This is a genomic window from Tomitella biformata AHU 1821, from assembly GCF_000524475.1.
Taxonomy (GTDB): domain Bacteria; phylum Actinomycetota; class Actinomycetes; order Mycobacteriales; family Mycobacteriaceae; genus Tomitella; species Tomitella biformata.
Window position 1 is genome coordinate 37,915 of the sequence record NZ_BAVQ01000007.1, and the last position, 15,736, is coordinate 53,650.

A 15,736-nucleotide genomic window follows, 5' to 3' on the forward strand; every position below is an offset into this window, starting at 1 on the left:
CGCAAATGAACTCAGGGGCAATGGCCGCAATCGTGTGGCTCATCCCGGCGCTGCCGCTCGCGGGCGCGCTGATCCTGCTCGTGACGGGACGGCGCGCCGACGCGTGGGGACATCTGCTCGGTAGCGCCGCGGCAATCGGCGGCTTCGGACTCGGCCTTGTCGCGTTCATCCACCTCCTCGGCCGCGATAGCGCGGACCGGGTCCTGGCTGTGCGCCTCTTCAGCTGGGTGCCCGTCGCGGACCTGCGGGTGGACTTCGGTTTCCAGCTCGACCAGCTCTCGGTGTGCTTCGTCCTGCTGATCACCGGCGTCGGCGCGCTGATCCACATCTACTCCATCGGCTACATGGCGCACGGCCCGGACCCCGCGGGGCGCGTCGGCCCGGACGCCCCTGGCCGGCGGCGGTTCTTCGGCTACCTCAACTTGTTCCTCGCCGCGATGCTCGTGCTGGTGCTCTCCGACAGTTTCCTCGGGCTCTACCTCGGCTGGGAGGGCGTGGGGCTCGCGTCGTACCTGCTGATCGGGTTCTGGCAGTACCGCCCGACGGCGGCGACGGCGGCGAAGAAGGCCTTCGTCGTCAACCGCGTCGGGGACATGGGCCTGATCATCGCGATGATGATCATGTTCGCGACTTTTGGGTCGGTCTCCTTCGCGGATGTGTTCTCGGGCGCCCCGGGTGCAGGCGAGGGCACCCTCAACGCCATTGGGCTGATGCTGCTGCTCGCCGCGTGCGCCAAATCCGCACAGGTGCCGTTGCAATCCTGGCTGGGCGATGCGATGGAAGGCCCCACGCCCGTCTCCGCGCTGATCCACGCGGCGACGATGGTCACGGCCGGCGTCTACCTGATCGTCCGCAGCAACACGATCTTCGACCTCGCGCCCGGCGCGCGTACCGGGGTGATCGTCGTCGGCGCGGTGACGATGCTGTTCGGCGCGATCATCGGCTGTGCCAAGGACGACATCAAGAAGGCACTCGCCGCCTCCACCATGAGCCAGATCGGCTATATGGTCCTGGCCGCGGGTCTGGGCCCCGTCGGCTACGCCTTCGCCATCCTGCACCTGCTCACCCACGGATTCTTCAAGGCCGGGCTCTTCCTCGGGGCCGGCTCGGTGATGCACGGCATGGACGACGAGGTGGACATGCGCCGCTACGGCGGGCTGCGCACCCTGATGCCGATCACGTTCGTCACCTTCGGCCTGGGCTACCTGGCGCTGATCGGCATCCCCCCGTTCTCTGGCTTCTTCTCCAAGGACAAGATCATCGAGGCCGCGTTCGCGCAGCCCGGGCTGACCGGGCCGGTGCTTGGTGTCGCGACCCTGCTCGGCGCTGGCCTGACCGCCTTCTACATGACCCGCGTGATGCTCATGACCTTCTTCGGACAGCGCCGCTGGGCGCAGCGGCGCAATGAGATCACCGGTGAGACCGGGATGCCCGATCCCCACGAGTCCGGCCGTTCGATGACCGTCCCGATGATCGCGCTCGCCGTCGGCTCGGTCGCGGCCGGTGGGCTGCTGACGATCGGCAATTCGCTGCAGGACTGGCTCGAGCCGGTGGTGGGCTTCCACCACGCAGAGCCGCCGATGCCCGTGTGGGCGTTGACGATCCTGACCCTGGCCGTCGTGCTTGTCGGCGTGGGCATCGCCTACCGCCAGTACGTGCTGCGGGAGATCCCGGCCGTCGCCCCGGCGGCCTCCGCGCTCACCACGGCCGCCCGGAGGGACCTGTATGGCGATGCCTTCAACGAGACGGTGTTCATGGGCTCCGGCCAGGTGCTGACGAAGTCGATGGTGGTAGTCGAGGACAAGGTCCTCGACGGCGCTGTGCGCGGTGTCGCCGCGTTGACGATTGTGTCCTCCTCGTTGCTCCGGCGACTCCAGACCGGGTACGTCCGCTCCTACGCCCTCGCCATGTTCGGCGGCGCCGTGCTGGTGCTCATCGTGATGCTGCTGGGGAGGTTCTGATGGACTTCCCCTGGTTGACCGTGTTGTGGCTGCTGCCACTGGTGGGCGCGGTGCTGGTGCTGGTCGTCCCCGCGGCCCGCGTGCAATGGGCCAAGACCCTGGCCCTCGTCGTGTCGCTGGCGGTGCTCGTCCTGGTCGCGATTGTGGCGATGCGCTTCGATATCCATGGCGAGCGGTTCCAGCTGGTCGAATCCCACGAGTGGATCCCCGCCTTCGGCACCCGCTACACGCTGGGCCTCGACGGCGTCGCACTGGTGCTGGTGGTGCTCACCGCGCTGCTGGTCCCACTTCTCCTGCTCGCCGGGTGGAACGACGACCGACTGGGCGGCCGGCCCGAAGGTCCCGGCGCCGCGGTCCGAACTGTCCAGACGGCCAACCCAACCGGGACCCTCCAGACTGCCGCCTACACGGGCAGGCGCGTCGCGCACATCTACGTCGCGCTGATCCTGATGGTCGAGTCGATGGTGCTGATGTCCTTCACCGCGCTCGACATCCTGTTGTTCTACATCTTCTTCGAGGCCATGCTGGTGCCGTTGTACTTCCTCATCGGCGGCTTCGGCCGGGCCGGTGAGCGGGTGGCGCGAGCGGGCGCGGCCGTGAAATTCCTGCTGTACAACCTCTTCGGCGGCCTGATGATGATGGCCGCAGTCATCGGGCTCTACGTCGTCACCGCGGGGGAGGACAGCCCGTTCAGCGGCGGCACGTTCGATTTCCGGGCCATCGCCGACGCCGTCTCCTCCGGCCAGCTCGTGATCAGCTCGCCCGTCGCCAACGCCCTGTTCCTCGGGTTTATGTTCGCGTTCGCCGTTAAAGCGCCCCTGTGGCCGCTGCACACCTGGCTGCCGGACGCCGCCGAGCGATCCACCCCAGCCGTCGCGGTGCTGATGATGGCAGTGGTGGACAAGGTGGGCACGTTCGCCATGCTGCGGTACTGCCTGGAGCTGTTTCCCGGCGCAACACAGACCTTCGCCCCATGGATCATCGCGCTGGCGGTGGTGGGCGTGGTCTACGGCGCGGTCCTCGCCATCGGACAGACAGATATCCTGCGGTTGATCGCGTACACCTCGATCTCGCACTTCGGCTTCATCGTGCTCGGCATCTTCGCCCTGACCAGCCAGTCGCTGGCCGGCTCCACGCTGTACATGTTCAACCACGGCATCTCGACCGCAGCGCTGTTCCTGATCGCCGGGTTCCTCGTCTCGCGCCGCGGCACCCGCGCGATCTCCGCGTTCGGCGGCGTGCAGAAGGTGGCGCCGATCATGGCTGGGACCTTCCTGGTCGCCGGCATGGCCACGCTGTCGCTGCCCGGACTCGCGCCGTTTATCAGCGAGTTCCTCGTGATGATCGGGACCTATCCGCGCTATCCAGTCGCGGCCGTGGTCTCGACGATCGCGCTGGTGCTGGCCGCGCTGTACATCCTGTGGCTCTACCAGCGGGTCATGGCCGGGCCGCTGGCTGCCGGGAACGAGGGGCTGCGGGACCTGGTGCCCCGAGAACTTGTGGTGGTCGCCCCACTCCTGGTGCTGCTGGTGGTTCTGGGCTTCTACCCCAAACCGGTGCTCGACGTGATCGATCCCGCAGTGGGCCACACGCTGAGCTCGCTCCAACTGCACGATCCGCGGCCGGCCATACCCGGCACTGGGGGAGGTGAGCACGAATGAGCACTACGCCGAGCGTCGAGTACGGGCTTTTGGCTCCGATGCTGATCATCTTCGGGGTTGCCATCGCGGGCGTCATAGTCGAGGCGGCGCTGCCCCGCTGGGCCCGTTACGGCAGCCAGATGGTGCTCAGCATCGGCGGACTGATCGCGGCGTTCATCGCCATCGTGGCACTCGCCGGGACCAACCAGTCCGCGGTGCTGGGCTCCGTGTCCATCGACGGCCCCGCGCTATTCCTGCAGGGCGTCATCGTGCTGATCTCCCTGCTGGCGATGATGCTCATCGGCCAACGGCGAATCCTGCCGACCGCGGGACTTGTGCGGGAGGTCGCCGGCAGGGGGCGTGGCGTGCGGCCCGGCGGCCGGGCGGTCGACGGCTTCGCCCCGCAGGCGTCCACGATCCCCGGCGGCGCGGACGAGCGGCTGGCCGACCTGGCCGGGCTGACGCAGACCGAGGTGTTCCCGCTCGCGATGTTCGCCATCGGCGGCATGCTGCTCTTCCCCGCGGCGGGGGACCTGCTGGTCATGTTCATCGCTCTGGAGGTGCTCTCGCTGCCGCTATATATGCTGTGCGCGCTGGCCCGGCATCGCCGGCTGATGTCCCAGGAGGCCGCGCTCAAATACTTCCTGCTCGGCGCGTTCTCCTCCGCCTTCTTCCTCTTCGGCATCGCGATGCTCTACGGATACTCGGGCACGGTCTCGCTGGCCGGCATCGGGGACACTGTCGCGGCCGGCGGGGGCGAGAAGCCGCTGGCGCTGATCGGCGCCGGGCTGCTGTCGGTGGGCCTGCTGTTCAAGATCGGGGCAATCCCGTTCCACTCGTGGGTGCCGGACGTCTATCAGGGCGCGCCCACCGCGATCACCGCCTTCATGTCCTCGGCGACGAAGGTGGCCGCGTTCGGCGCGCTGCTGCGCGTGTTCTACGTGGCGCTGCCCGGCCTGCATGTGGACTGGCGGCCGATGATGTGGGCGGTCGCGATCCTCACGATGCTCATCGGCTCGGTCCTCGCGGTCACCCAGACCGATGTGAAGCGGATGCTCGCATACTCGTCCGTCTCACACGCGGGGTTCATCCTCACCGGAGTCGTGGCGCTGAGTCGCCAGGGCCTGTCCTCGACGCTGTTCTATCTGGCGGCCTACAGTTTCAGCGCGCTCGCGGCGTTCGGCGTGGTGGGGTTGGTGCGGTCGGTCGGGGCGGACGGCACGGGGGACGTCTCGGGGGACAACTCGGCGGAGGCGAGCGACCTGGCACGCTGGGCTGGGCTGGGCCGCCGGCATCCGCTGCTCGGCACGGTATTCGCGCTGCTGCTCCTCGCCTTCGCCGGCATCCCGCTCACCAGCGGATTTGTCGCTAAGTTCGCGGTCTTCCAGGCGGCGCTGACCGCCGATGCGCTGGCCCTGGTCATCGTCGGCGTCGTCAGCAGCGGCATTGCCGCCTTCTTCTACATCCGCGTGATCGTGCTGATGTTCTTCGCGGCGGAACCCGACGATCCGCCGACTGTGGTCCGGCCAGGGATCCTCACCATGATCGCGATTGGGGTGGGGGTGGTCGTCACCGTGGTGCTGGGTGTCGCGCCGCAACCCCTGCTGGACTTGGCGGACCAGGCGGCGCAGTTCCTGAGCTAGATAGGGCGAGAATGAGCGCCTGTCATGACCTGAGTCACTCGCGAACGCATCTGGGTGGTGCCTGGACCTGCAGTGATGTCGATACTTGACAGTAGGTTACCAGCGGGTGTGTAACATGTTCCAATGTTGGCGAGCTCTGCGACATGAGAATTCTGGTGCACGGCAATGATCCTCATCGGCAACCAGCCGAGCGGGAGGCGTCCAGGCCGCCATCGCCACGTTCCCATATTTGCCAACTTGCAGGAGTGAAGTTGATGTCTCGAGCCACGGGCCGCTCAGCTCGTCCCAGATTCGGTCGCACCATCGCGCTGGCCACTGCCGCCGCGCTCGCGCTCTCGCTGGGAGTCGGCGTCGCGAACTCCACCCCCACGGCCGCCGCGGATCTGGCCCCATATCTGGACCTGCCGCTCGTCAACCGCGATGCGGTCAACGGCCCGGGCGGGGTGAACCCCGCGCTGCCCTATGACAAGGCGCAGCTCAAGGATCTGCTGGCGACGGCGGAACGCCAGGGCGTCGAGCCCACCCGCTATGCGGCGCTGCTGCTGCAGTACCGGTTGGTGGACGTGACCGAGGCCGCCGGCATCGACCTGGCGACCTGGAATCCGCGGGCGGGTGTCGAGGCGAACCGGCAGAACCTCATCGACTCCTACAGCTACTACGTGGGGCTTCAACTGGACCATCCTGAATTGCAGTGGGCCGGCATGGGCGGGCTCGTCGGCGCGGACTTCGGCGGTGGACTCATCGACTTCGAGCTGATGGCCGGCATCTACGATTTCCCAGGAATGGCGCAGACGGCCAACGCGATTGTCGGCGAGACACTCACTGTCTTGGGCCCCGACGCGGTGCAGCTCCTTCCGGAGGGATTAAGGGCTCTCGCACGCTCGGGCGCGACCATTACCCCGGAGGACCTGCATCATATTCTGGGTGAGATCTTGGTGATGCAGAAGAACATTTTTTCGGACTTGATGCCGATGCACCAAGCATATGTCTCCGAGGGCCTCCCGGCGCTGGAGCAAATGGAACGGGCCGGATTGTTTGACAAGTCAATTATGAACGCGTGGCGTGATGTCGCGTCGGGTGATCAGGACCGCATCGCCGCCGGCAACGGCGTGCTGCTCAGGCGCGAGCAGGGCGACGTCATCAAGACCCAGTGGGACGGAGTCCGCGCCTACAAGGGCGACGTGGGTGAGGCCATCACGTACATGTCGACGGTCGCAGCCTCACCCTCGGTGGCAGGCGTGGTGCCGCCGCGCTCGTATAAGCCGATCACGATTAGCGCGAAGCTGGCCGATGGCCGCACCGCCACCCTCACCACCCCGCTGCCCAGCTGGAACTGGTCGGTCTTCGAATCGCGCTGGGACTACATCTCCGCCGAACTGCTCCCCAAGTACAAGGCGATGGCGGAGAACGATTGGCCACAACTGGAGGCTGAGTTGCGCGAGCCCTACGACCAGAAGCTCGAGGGCGCACGGCCCCTGCGAAATATTCCGCAGATGCTCCAATCCGCACTAGAGGGAACGAAAGTGACGTTCGAATGAAGCGCATGACAATGGTTTTGACGGCAACCGCCGCTGCCCTCGGACTCGTCCTTGGCGCGCAGTCCATAGCGCACGCGGACCCGGTGCGGACCCCGGGCCTCGACGAGGTGTTCACGGACTACACCATCGGCACGTTCGAGAGCGGCAAGTTCGGCACGCAGGAGGAGATCTTCAACGCGTTGCAGCCGACCGACTCCTTCTACGAGGTCCCCGCGCTCACCGGCGCCGAGGCGCCCGGCACGCTCATCAAGGTCAAGCCCGCCCAGGTGATGTTCACCGGCTTCCAGCCAGGCGACCTCGATGCCTACAAGGTCATGTACGTGACCCGCGGGGTGGATGACAAGCCGGCGATCAGCACCGGCATCCTGATGATCCCCAGGGATGGCCGGGACAACTCGACGCGGCCGATCATCGGCTATCAGGAGGCCAACGACAGCGTCGGCGGCTACTGCCATCCCAGCAACCAGTGGACCGGCGCGGATCCGATGGACGGTGCGTCGTGGTCGGCACTGGGCCCGCTGGCCCTGATGTTCGACAAGGGCTACGCGGTGATGATCAGCGACGTCGGCAACGGCGGCGACATGAACCCGCACGGTGTGTTCGCGGGTAAGTTCGGCGGCCAGTCCAACCTCGACGGGCTGCGGGCCGCGCTGCAGGTGGAGGACGCGGGACTGAGCAAGGAGTCGCCGATGGCCATCTTTGGCATCGCTGGCGGCGGCGTCGGCGCGGCCGTGGCCGCGGAGATCCAGGATGAGTACGCGCCCGAGCTGAACGTGCAGTCTGCGGTGCTTGAGGGCATGGTCATCAACCAGAAGAACTTCATGGAGACTGCGGACGGCTCGGTCGGCTCCGGCTTCGCGTTCGCCAACCTGCTGGGCCTCGAGCCCTGGTACCCGGAGATGAAGATCGACGAGAAGTTGACGCCGGTGGGCAAGGAGATCGCCTCGTACTATCGCACGCAGTGCCAGACGCCGGCGTACTTCACGATGCCGTTCGTCCCGCTGAACACGCTGTTCATCGACGGCCAGAGCCCCGCGGACATCCCGGACTTCCAGCCCGCCTTCGACGACAACAAACTGGGCAAGCGCTCGCCGCGTGCGAAGGTCCTCGTCACCTCCTGTGGGGCCGACGACTCGCCGATGTCCCTGGTGCCTGCCCAGGACTCCCGCGATCTGGTCGACACCTACCGGTCCGGTGGCACCGACGTGACATACGCGCCGAGCGATTGCTCGATGACGAAGGCCATCACCGACGCGTATGGCTGGGGCACCGACCTGTTCGGCATGCAGACCATCGATTGGTTGGACTCGACGCTGCGGTGATCGGATCCCGTTGACCTAGCGGTCCGGCAAGCAGGGGTGCCAAGGTGCCGAAGGACCCGAATCTCAGCGCGCGGAGGTTCGGGTCCTTCGGTATCTTGGTGCTAATTATGAGAATCCACGCGGAGTCATTTGTACGCTGGCGAGGCCGATTGGTCGGGCGGCCCCTGCTAGACCTCGCCTACCGGGTGGCTGTCGGCGTCGTCGGCGCGGCGGTGTTGATCGTGGGCATCGTGACGATCCCGTATCCCGGCCCGGGCTGGCTGATCGTCTTCGCGGGCCTGGGGATCCTGGCGAGCGAGTTCGCGTGGGCCAAGCGGCTGCTGCAATACGCCCGGGGCAAGTACGACGCGTTCATGGCCTGGTTTCTTCAGCAGGGCCAAGTGGTGCAAGGGGCGGGACTGGTCTTCACCTGCGCGGTGGTGCTCGGCACGTTGTGGGTGCTGGGCGGGGTCGGTATGGCGGCGGGCTGGTTCGGGCTCGAGCAGGATTGGCTGGCCGGCCCGTTCGGGTGATCGGTGCGCCGGGCAATGGCTCCCGCCCGTGGCGATGGCGCGTATAGGCTTTCAGCCATGACCGCATCGCCGCCTCCCCTCGCGCTATCGGACACCGAGTTGGCGCACCTGCGCCGCTGTGTGGCGTTGGCCGCGCAGGCCCTCGACGCCGGCGACGAGCCGTTCGGCTCGGTGCTGGTGGGGGCAGACGGCACGGTGCTCGCGGAGGACCGCAATCGGATCGCCGGCGGGGACAGCACCCGGCACCCGGAGTTCGAGCTCGCGCGGTGGGCGGCGGCGAACATGGCTCCGGAGGCGCGCGCGGCGGCCACCGTCTTCACCTCCGGGGAGCACTGCGCGATGTGCGCGGCCGCGCACGGGTGGGTGGGCCTCGGGCGCATCGTGTACGCCTGCTCGTCGGCGCAGCTGGCGGGCTGGCTCGCGGATCTGGGCGTGCCGCCGCTGCCGGTAAGCACCCTGCCGATCAACGCCGTCGCGCCGGGCGTCATCGTGGTGGGCCCAGTGCCGGAGTTCGAGGACGCGATCCACGCGCTGCACATCCGCCGGCACCGCCCCTCCTAGATCCCATCTAGTCAGGCCTGTAATGAGCAATCGCAAGTTTGTGGTGGCGCGCTCTGGGGCCGGGCGATTCACTCGCGGAGAATGGTGGCGGCCCCAGGATTACGATTGTGCCGGTCGCTGCCGCCGCTTGGCGGACCCTGTCGAAATCGACGGGTGGCGGGGGTTGGCCGTCGACTGCCGGCGTGCTCGCGATTCGGTAGAACGACTCCCCGCCGCCGGGGGTCTGAAGACACAACATCCTTGCCCTGCGCGAGGTGACCAGGAACGCGTGCGGCACGCCGCGGGGTATAACCGCGCTCCCGCCTGCATGCAGGGTGCGTTGTTGTCCATCCAGCGCAAGCAGTATCTCGCCCTCGAGCATGTAGAAGGTCTCTTCTGCATGGGGGTGCTGATGCAGTGGAGTTGCCTTGCCTTGGTCGAGGGCGTCCTCGAATAGTAGGAACGCACCGCCGGTGTCGCTCTCGGTGGCCTTCCAGGTGTGTACCCCGCCGCCGCTAAACCAGCGGCGCTCACCCTCGTCGCAGTCTCGCACTGTGCTGGTCAATGTAGTCATGATGACCTTGTCAATTATGTTACTTGAGTACCATCATGATACTAAGGTACCGTAAGTGGCATGTCAACGCCTTATGAGCGATCTGGACGCACCCAGCAGAAGTTGCGGACTCGAAACCACCTCATCGCCGTGGCCCGGGAATTGGTGGCAAGGGGAGGGGCATCGCCGACGGTTGAGGAGGCTGCCGCAGCGGCGGCGATCTCCCGCACGACTGCCTACCGCTATTTTCCCAATCAGAAGGCGCTGCTCCTGGCCGCGCACCCAGAGACGGACACCACCTCCCTCCTGGGCCCAGACGCGTCCGACGATCCCGAGACGCGGCTGAGGTCGGCCGTCGACGCGTTCACGCGATTGATCGCCGAGACCGAGAATCAGCAGCGAACAATGCTTCGGCTCTCGCTGGATCCGGATGCCGGGCCCGCTGATCTGCCGCTCCGCAAGGGCCGGGCGATCGGGTGGTTCGAGGATGCGCTCTCGCCGCTGTTGGGCGAGTTCACTGCAACCGAGGTCCATCGGCTCGCGGTCGCGATTCGTAGTGCTGTGGGCATCGAAGCGCTCGTCTGGCTGACCGATATTGCGGGTCTGAGTCGGGCGGAGGCCGCGGAGCTCATGCAGTGGTCGGCAATGGCGATGCTTCATCACGCGCTCGCGGGCGGAGGCATCGTGAGCGGAACGAGCGAGGCGCAGGGTCTGCCCAAGATCGGGGCTCCGGCGACGCGGGCTCTCGGGGCGATCGGGGTGACCACTCTCGACGGCGTCACCAGGCACACGAGCGCGGAGTTGCTGGCGCTGCACGGCGTGGGGCCCAAGGCTATTCGTATTCTGGGCGAGGAATTGGCGCGCCGGGGCAAGACCTTTCGGGCGGACGGGGCACAGTAGTCCCATGCGACCGTTGATTCCCGACTACCTGGCCGATGTGCTCAGCAGCTGCGCCGAGGACGACTCCGGCGCCCTCGCCACCTACATCCCCGAGCTGGCGCGCGCGGACCCCAACAGATTCGGCGTGGCCCTGTCCACCGTGGACGGCGCCGTCTACTGCACCGGCGACAGCGACACTGAGTTCACCATCCAATCCATCTCGAAGCCCTTCGTCTACGCGCTTGCGTTGCAGGACAGGGGATTCGACGCGGTCCTCGACAAGATCGATGTGGAGCCTTCCGGCGACCCCTACAACGAGCTTTCGCTTGAGGGGAGCACCGGCAGGCCGCTGAATCCCATGATCAACGCCGGCGCGTTGGCCACGCACGCGTTGATCGAGCCCGACGGCGACGTCCAAGCGCGGGTCGAGCGCATCGTGTCCGGGCTCTCCGCCTTCGCCGGCCGCGAGTTGACGATCGACGAGGCCGCCTTTGAGTCGGAGGTGGGCACCGCCTACCGCAACCGGGCACTGGCGAACATGCTGCGCAGCTATGACAACCTCGTGTTCGAGCCTCTCGATGTGGTCCGCGGTTACACCCGCCAGTGCTCGGTTCTGGTGACCACCCGCGACCTCGCGGTGATGGCGGCGACGCTGGCCAACGGGGGCGTCTCGCCCGTGACGGGGGAGCACGTGATCAGCCCTCGCATTGTGCGCCAGGTCCTCAGCGTCATGACCACGTGCGGGATGTATGACTCGGCAGGGGACTGGCTCTCGACTGTCGGCATCCCGGCCAAGAGCGGGGTCTCCGGCGGCATCCTGGGGGTGCTGCCCGGGCAGTCGGGCCTGGCGACGTTCTCGCCGCGCCTAGACGGGCACGGGAACAGCGTCCGTGGGGTCCGGGCCTTCGAGCGTTTCTCCGATCAGATGGGACTGCACCTCATGGAGGTGGCGCCGCCGGCGCGCGGGGTGATCCGCGCGGAGCGGGAGGTCCGGATGGCCGACGGCGGGCTGGCGGACGTGTTCTCCCTGCAAGGGGCGATCCGGTTCGCTGGCGCGGAGCGCGTCGTCCGCACCCTGGCCGAGGACACGCACCTCGCACCGCACGTGGTCTTCGACGTCACATACGTGTTCTCCGTCAACCGCGTCGCGGGCGCCATGCTGCGGGAGGTCGCCCAACGGATCATTGCCGACGGACACATCGTGACGATTGTCGATCCCGAGGAGATTTTGAGCATCACACCGGATGGTGGCCCGCTGCGACTGACCCGCACTGTCACGGAGGCGTTGGGCAACAAGGTGTAGGCGCAGACCGGTGAGCGCACCTATTCGGATCGATCGACGCGAATAGGTGCGCTCACCGGAGGCGTGGCGGGGGCTACAGGCCGGGGCGCTTGCCGATGGTCAAGGTGACCTCCTCGCTATGCGCGAAGAAGTCATTGCCCTTGTCGTCGACGATGATGAACGCGGGGAAGTTCTCCACGTCGATCTTCCACACCGCCTCCATGCCGAGCTCCTCGTACTCGATGACCTCGACGTGCTTGATGCAGTCGAGCGCCAGGCGGGCCGCGGGGCCGCCGATCGAGCCGAGGTAGAACCCGCCGTGCGTGTTGCACGCGTCGGTGACCTGCTTGGAGCGGTTGCCCTTGGCGAGCATCACCATCGAGCCCCCCGCAGCCTGGAACTGGTCCACATAGGCGTCCATCCGGCCGGCGGTGGTGGGGCCGAAGGAGCCCGACGCCATGCCGTCGGGCGTCTTCGCTGGACCGGCGTAGTAGACGGGGTGGTCCTTGAGATACTGCGGCATCTCGCCGCCGCCGTCGAGGAGCTCCTTGATCTTGGCGTGCGCGATGTCGCGGGCGACGACGAGCGGGCCGGTCAGGGACAGCCGGGTGCTGATGGTGTGCTTGGACAGCTCGGCGAGGATCTCCGGCATCGGCCGGGTGAGGTCGATCTGTACTGCGGCGTTCTTGCCCGTTGAGGAGACACCGTCGGTGTCCGCGTCGAGCTGCGCGTCGGTGACCTCGGGCAGGAAGCGGCCGGGGTTGAACTCGAGCTGCTCCAGGAAAACGCCGTCCTTGGTGATCTTGGCCTTGGCCTGGCGGTCCGCGGAGCAGGACACCGCGATCGCGACTGGCAGCGACGCCCCGTGGCGGGGCAGGCGCACCACACGCACGTCGTGGCAGAAGTACTTGCCGCCGAACTGCGCGCCGATGCCGATCTTCTGGGTGAGCTCGAAGACTTTCTGCTCCAGCTCCAGGTCGCGGAACCCGCGGCCGGTGATCGCGCCCTCGGTGGGCAGCTCGTCGAGGTAGTGCGCCGACGCGTACTTCGCCGTCTTGAGCGCGAACTCGGCGGATGTGCCGCCGACGACGATCGCCAGGTGGTACGGCGGGCAGGCCGCGGTGCCGATGGCGCGGATCTTGGCCTCGAGGAACTGCATCATCGAGTCCGGGTTCAGGATGGCCTTGGTCTCCTGGAACAGGTAGGACTTGTTGGCGCTGCCGCCGCCCTTGGCCATGAACAGGAACTTGTACGCGTCCTCGTGGCCCTTGGCCGTGTCGGAGTACAGCTCGATCTGCGCCGGCAGGTTGGAGCCAGTGTTCTTCTCCTCCCACATGGTGATGGGGGCGTTCTGCGAGTAGCGCAGGTTCAGCTTGGTGAACGCGTCGTACACGCCGCGGGAGATGACCTGCTCGTCGTCGCCCTCGGTGAGCACATGCTGTCCACGCTTGCCCATCACGATCGCGGTGCCGGTGTCCTGGCACATCGGCAGCACGCCGGCCGCCGCGATGTTCGCATTCTTGAGTAGGTCCAGCGCAACGAACTTGTCGTTGTTCGACGCCTCGGGGTCCTCGAGGATCTTCGCGAGCTGCGTGAGGTGGTCCGCGCGCAAGTAGTGCGAGATGTCATGCAGCGCAGTTTCGGTCAGCAGCCGCATCGCCTCGGGGGCGACGGACAAGAACTCCCGCCCATCCGGGCCCTCGACGGTGGACACCCCCTCCGTGGTGAGCAGCCGGTACTCGGTGGCGTCTGCACCGATCGGAAGCAAGTCCTCATAGAGGAAGTCAGCCATTTTCTCTCCTGAACAGGGGTGTGCGTACGACACATCAAGGTTAGACCGGCACGAATTCGGCCAGTGCGCCGGTGCGCCGAGGGCCTGGCGATCACACCGCAGAGGACGTCGATTCGGCGACCTGAGAGTCCCCTAAGCAACTGTCCTCGAACGTGGCGTTCAGAGATGGACGGCAGTACAGTGAAATGCATGTGGTCAGCTTTGGCGTTCGCGGCACCCCGCGCTGCCGCGTTGGCGGGGAGGGATGTGCGCGGATGACGGCTCCGACTGTGGACGGCTTAGCGCCGGTGGGGGTGCACTCGTGGCGATCGAATGCGTGGATCGACGTCTCAGTGGTCGTGGTGGTGCTTGTGGCCACCAACCTCATCGCGCATTTCACCACGGTGTGGGCCTCCATCGCGAGCGTGCCCATCGCCGCCGCACTGCTGCTCGGACTCATGAAGGCCCGTGGCCTGGCGTGGTCTGAGCTGGGCCTATCGCCCCGGCATTGGCGCAAGGGGACGCTGTACTCGTTGGCCGCCGTGGGTGTGGTGCTGACAGTGGTGGCGATTGGCGCGCTGTTGCCGATCACCCGCGGCTTCTTCCTGGCGGACCGCTACGCGACGCTCTCCGGCGCCCTCATCGCGGCAATGATTATCATCCCGCTGCAGACCGTGATCCCGGAGGAGTTGGCATTCCGTGGGGTGCTCGACGGCGCGCTCAGCCGGGCGACGGGCATGCGCGGCGCGCTGGCGGCCGGGTCCCTGTTCTTCGGCCTGTGGCACATCAGCTCGTCGCTGGGGCTGACCCAGGGCAACAAGGGTTTGCTTGAGGTGTTCGGCGGTGGACTGCTCGGCCAGATTGTCGGGATCGCCGGCGCCGTGCTGGCCACTACGGCCGCCGGGCTGGTGTTCACGTGGCTGCGCCGGCGCAGCCAGAGCCTGCTGGCCCCGATCGCGCTGCACTGGTCGCTTAACGGCGCGGGGGCGCTGGCCGCCGCACTGGTATGGCACGCCTCGATGGGCTGACCGACAGGGCTTCGGCAACCAAGGTTCGGGTGCTCGAGAACGTAGGACGCCCACCACGATTGCGGTGGACGTCCTACGTGCGGGGCTACTGACTAGGAACCAGTGGCGGAACCGAGGGCGGCGCTGCCGACCTCGGCGAGGCTGCCCAGGCTGCCCGAGCCCTCGGCGGCGGGGCCGCCCAGGCTGCCGGACAGGAAGCTCGCGACAATCTCGTTAAGGGCACCATTCTCGCCGAGCGCGGCAACCAAGTTGGCGGTGCCGTCGGCCATGTCACCCGAACCGCTCATGATGTCGGCGGAGCCGCTGAAGAAGTCGCTGAAGCCGACGATGGTCTCGAGGAGGGCGATCATCTGGGTGATGTCCATGGTGGTTCCTTTTTCTCTGAAATCGCGTATGAAAGACGATGGCGTGACGCCGTCGTCGCAGAGCCTAGCTTAGGCTTCCCTAAGTTCATATACCTAGTGGATATAGCAAGTAGATGAATTCGTGAGAGCCCCGGGTGTGCGCCACTCAGCGGTAGCGCTCTCCCAGCCATTTTTTCGGCTGTGAGGATTGGCACGTTCCGAGCAGAACGTGTGTATCATAACGCGGCGTGCGCGGGGCAGGGCGCACGGGGCGAGGCGGAGCGGCGCTTTCCGGGGGCGGGCGAGATTGGTGGATGCGTGGCGCCTATCAGCCCGGTAGTCGATAGGGTGGCGGCCATGGACTTCTTATACAACGTAGTGGTGCTTGTCCACCTGCTTGGTATGGCTGCAGTCGTCGGGGCATACCTCACGACGATCAAGGCGCCCAGGGTGACCGAGACGATGGTCTGGGGCGCGCGGATCGTGCTCCTGGCCGGCATCATCGTCGTCGGCATGGCCGAGAGCATCGACAGCCTGGGCAAGGACCCCCTCATGGCGAAGATCGCCGTGAAGCTGGTCATCGCGCTAGCGGTGGTGGCGCTGGCCGAGATCGCCCGGGCACGTCAGAAGCGCGACGAGCCGGTACCCAACCTCGTGCGCGCAGCGGGCACTTTGGCGATTACCAATGTGGTCATCGCGGTGCTCTGGACCTAGCCCCCGCTC

14 protein-coding genes are annotated in these 15,736 nt (G+C 66.8%); 11 read left to right on the forward strand and 3 right to left on the reverse strand.

The window, feature by feature from the left end; genetic code table 11:
* Positions 1–5 precede the first annotated feature (5 nt).
* The 7 genes from nuoL to TBIF_RS05045 all read left to right on the forward strand — a co-directional run bounded on the left by nuoL (position 6) and on the right by TBIF_RS05045 (position 9,177).
* Positions 6–1,961, forward strand: a complete 1,956-nt coding sequence (gene nuoL, locus TBIF_RS05015) for an NADH-quinone oxidoreductase subunit L (protein ID WP_024793761.1) — start codon at positions 6–8, stop codon at positions 1,959–1,961.
* A complete protein-coding gene (locus TBIF_RS05020) occupies positions 1,961–3,622 on the forward strand; it encodes an NADH-quinone oxidoreductase subunit M (RefSeq protein ID WP_038169854.1) in 1,662 nt (553 codons plus the stop codon). The genes nuoL and TBIF_RS05020 overlap by 1 nt, the downstream gene beginning before the upstream one ends.
* A complete protein-coding gene (nuoN, locus tag TBIF_RS05025; protein ID WP_024793763.1) occupies positions 3,619–5,244 on the forward strand; it encodes an NADH-quinone oxidoreductase subunit NuoN in 1,626 nt (541 codons plus the stop codon). The genes TBIF_RS05020 and nuoN overlap by 4 nt, the downstream gene beginning before the upstream one ends.
* A gap of 254 nt (positions 5,245–5,498) precedes the next feature.
* A complete protein-coding gene (locus TBIF_RS05030; RefSeq protein WP_024793764.1) occupies positions 5,499–6,782 on the forward strand; it encodes a hypothetical protein in 1,284 nt (427 codons plus the stop codon).
* A gap of 5 nt (positions 6,783–6,787) precedes the next feature.
* Positions 6,788–8,104: a lipase family protein gene (locus tag TBIF_RS05035; protein ID WP_024793765.1), complete on the forward strand. Its 1,317-nt coding sequence runs from the start codon at positions 6,788–6,790 to the stop codon at positions 8,102–8,104.
* Between the two features lie 107 nt (positions 8,105–8,211).
* A complete protein-coding gene (locus TBIF_RS05040) occupies positions 8,212–8,616 on the forward strand; it encodes a TIGR02611 family protein (RefSeq protein ID WP_024793766.1) in 405 nt (134 codons plus the stop codon).
* Between the two features lie 57 nt (positions 8,617–8,673).
* Entirely contained in the window at positions 8,674–9,177 is a 504-nt protein-coding gene (locus tag TBIF_RS05045; RefSeq protein WP_024793767.1) for a nucleoside deaminase, read from the forward strand.
* A gap of 7 nt (positions 9,178–9,184) precedes the next feature.
* On the opposite strand, the gene TBIF_RS26575 is transcribed toward TBIF_RS05045, so the two are convergent.
* Positions 9,185–9,730, reverse strand: a complete 546-nt coding sequence (locus TBIF_RS26575; protein ID WP_084611544.1) for a quercetin 2,3-dioxygenase — start codon at positions 9,728–9,730, stop codon at positions 9,185–9,187.
* 60 nt (positions 9,731–9,790) lie between these two features.
* Here TBIF_RS26575 and TBIF_RS26580 point away from each other — a divergent pair, with 60 nt between their 5' ends.
* Both TBIF_RS26580 and TBIF_RS05060 read left to right on the forward strand, forming a co-directional pair.
* Positions 9,791–10,609 carry a TetR family transcriptional regulator gene (locus TBIF_RS26580; RefSeq protein ID WP_024793768.1) on the forward strand — a complete coding sequence of 273 codons (819 nt, stop codon included), beginning with the start codon at positions 9,791–9,793 and terminating at the stop codon, positions 10,607–10,609.
* 4 nt (positions 10,610–10,613) lie between these two features.
* Complete coding sequence (locus tag TBIF_RS05060) at positions 10,614–11,891, forward strand: glutaminase (protein WP_024793769.1); 1,278 nt, start codon at positions 10,614–10,616, stop codon at positions 11,889–11,891.
* 73 nt (positions 11,892–11,964) lie between these two features.
* On the opposite strand, the gene TBIF_RS05065 is transcribed toward TBIF_RS05060, so the two are convergent.
* Positions 11,965–13,662, reverse strand: a complete 1,698-nt coding sequence (locus TBIF_RS05065; protein WP_024793770.1) for a fumarate hydratase — start codon at positions 13,660–13,662, stop codon at positions 11,965–11,967.
* A 254-nt stretch (positions 13,663–13,916) separates the two neighbouring features.
* On the opposite strand from TBIF_RS05065, the gene TBIF_RS05070 reads away from it, so the two are divergent.
* Positions 13,917–14,669, forward strand: a complete 753-nt coding sequence (locus TBIF_RS05070; RefSeq protein ID WP_024793771.1) for a CPBP family intramembrane glutamic endopeptidase — start codon at positions 13,917–13,919, stop codon at positions 14,667–14,669.
* Positions 14,670–14,761: 92 nt separating this feature from the next.
* On the opposite strand, the gene TBIF_RS05075 is transcribed toward TBIF_RS05070, so the two are convergent.
* Positions 14,762–15,034 (reverse strand): hypothetical protein, encoded by a 273-nt coding sequence (locus TBIF_RS05075; RefSeq protein WP_024793772.1) that lies wholly within the window; start codon positions 15,032–15,034, stop codon positions 14,762–14,764.
* Positions 15,035–15,370: 336 nt separating this feature from the next.
* Here TBIF_RS05075 and TBIF_RS05080 point away from each other — a divergent pair, with 336 nt between their 5' ends.
* Positions 15,371–15,727, forward strand: coding sequence for a hypothetical protein (locus TBIF_RS05080; RefSeq protein ID WP_024793773.1), 357 nt, complete (start codon positions 15,371–15,373; stop codon positions 15,725–15,727).
* The last annotated feature ends 9 nt before the right edge of the window (positions 15,728–15,736 follow it).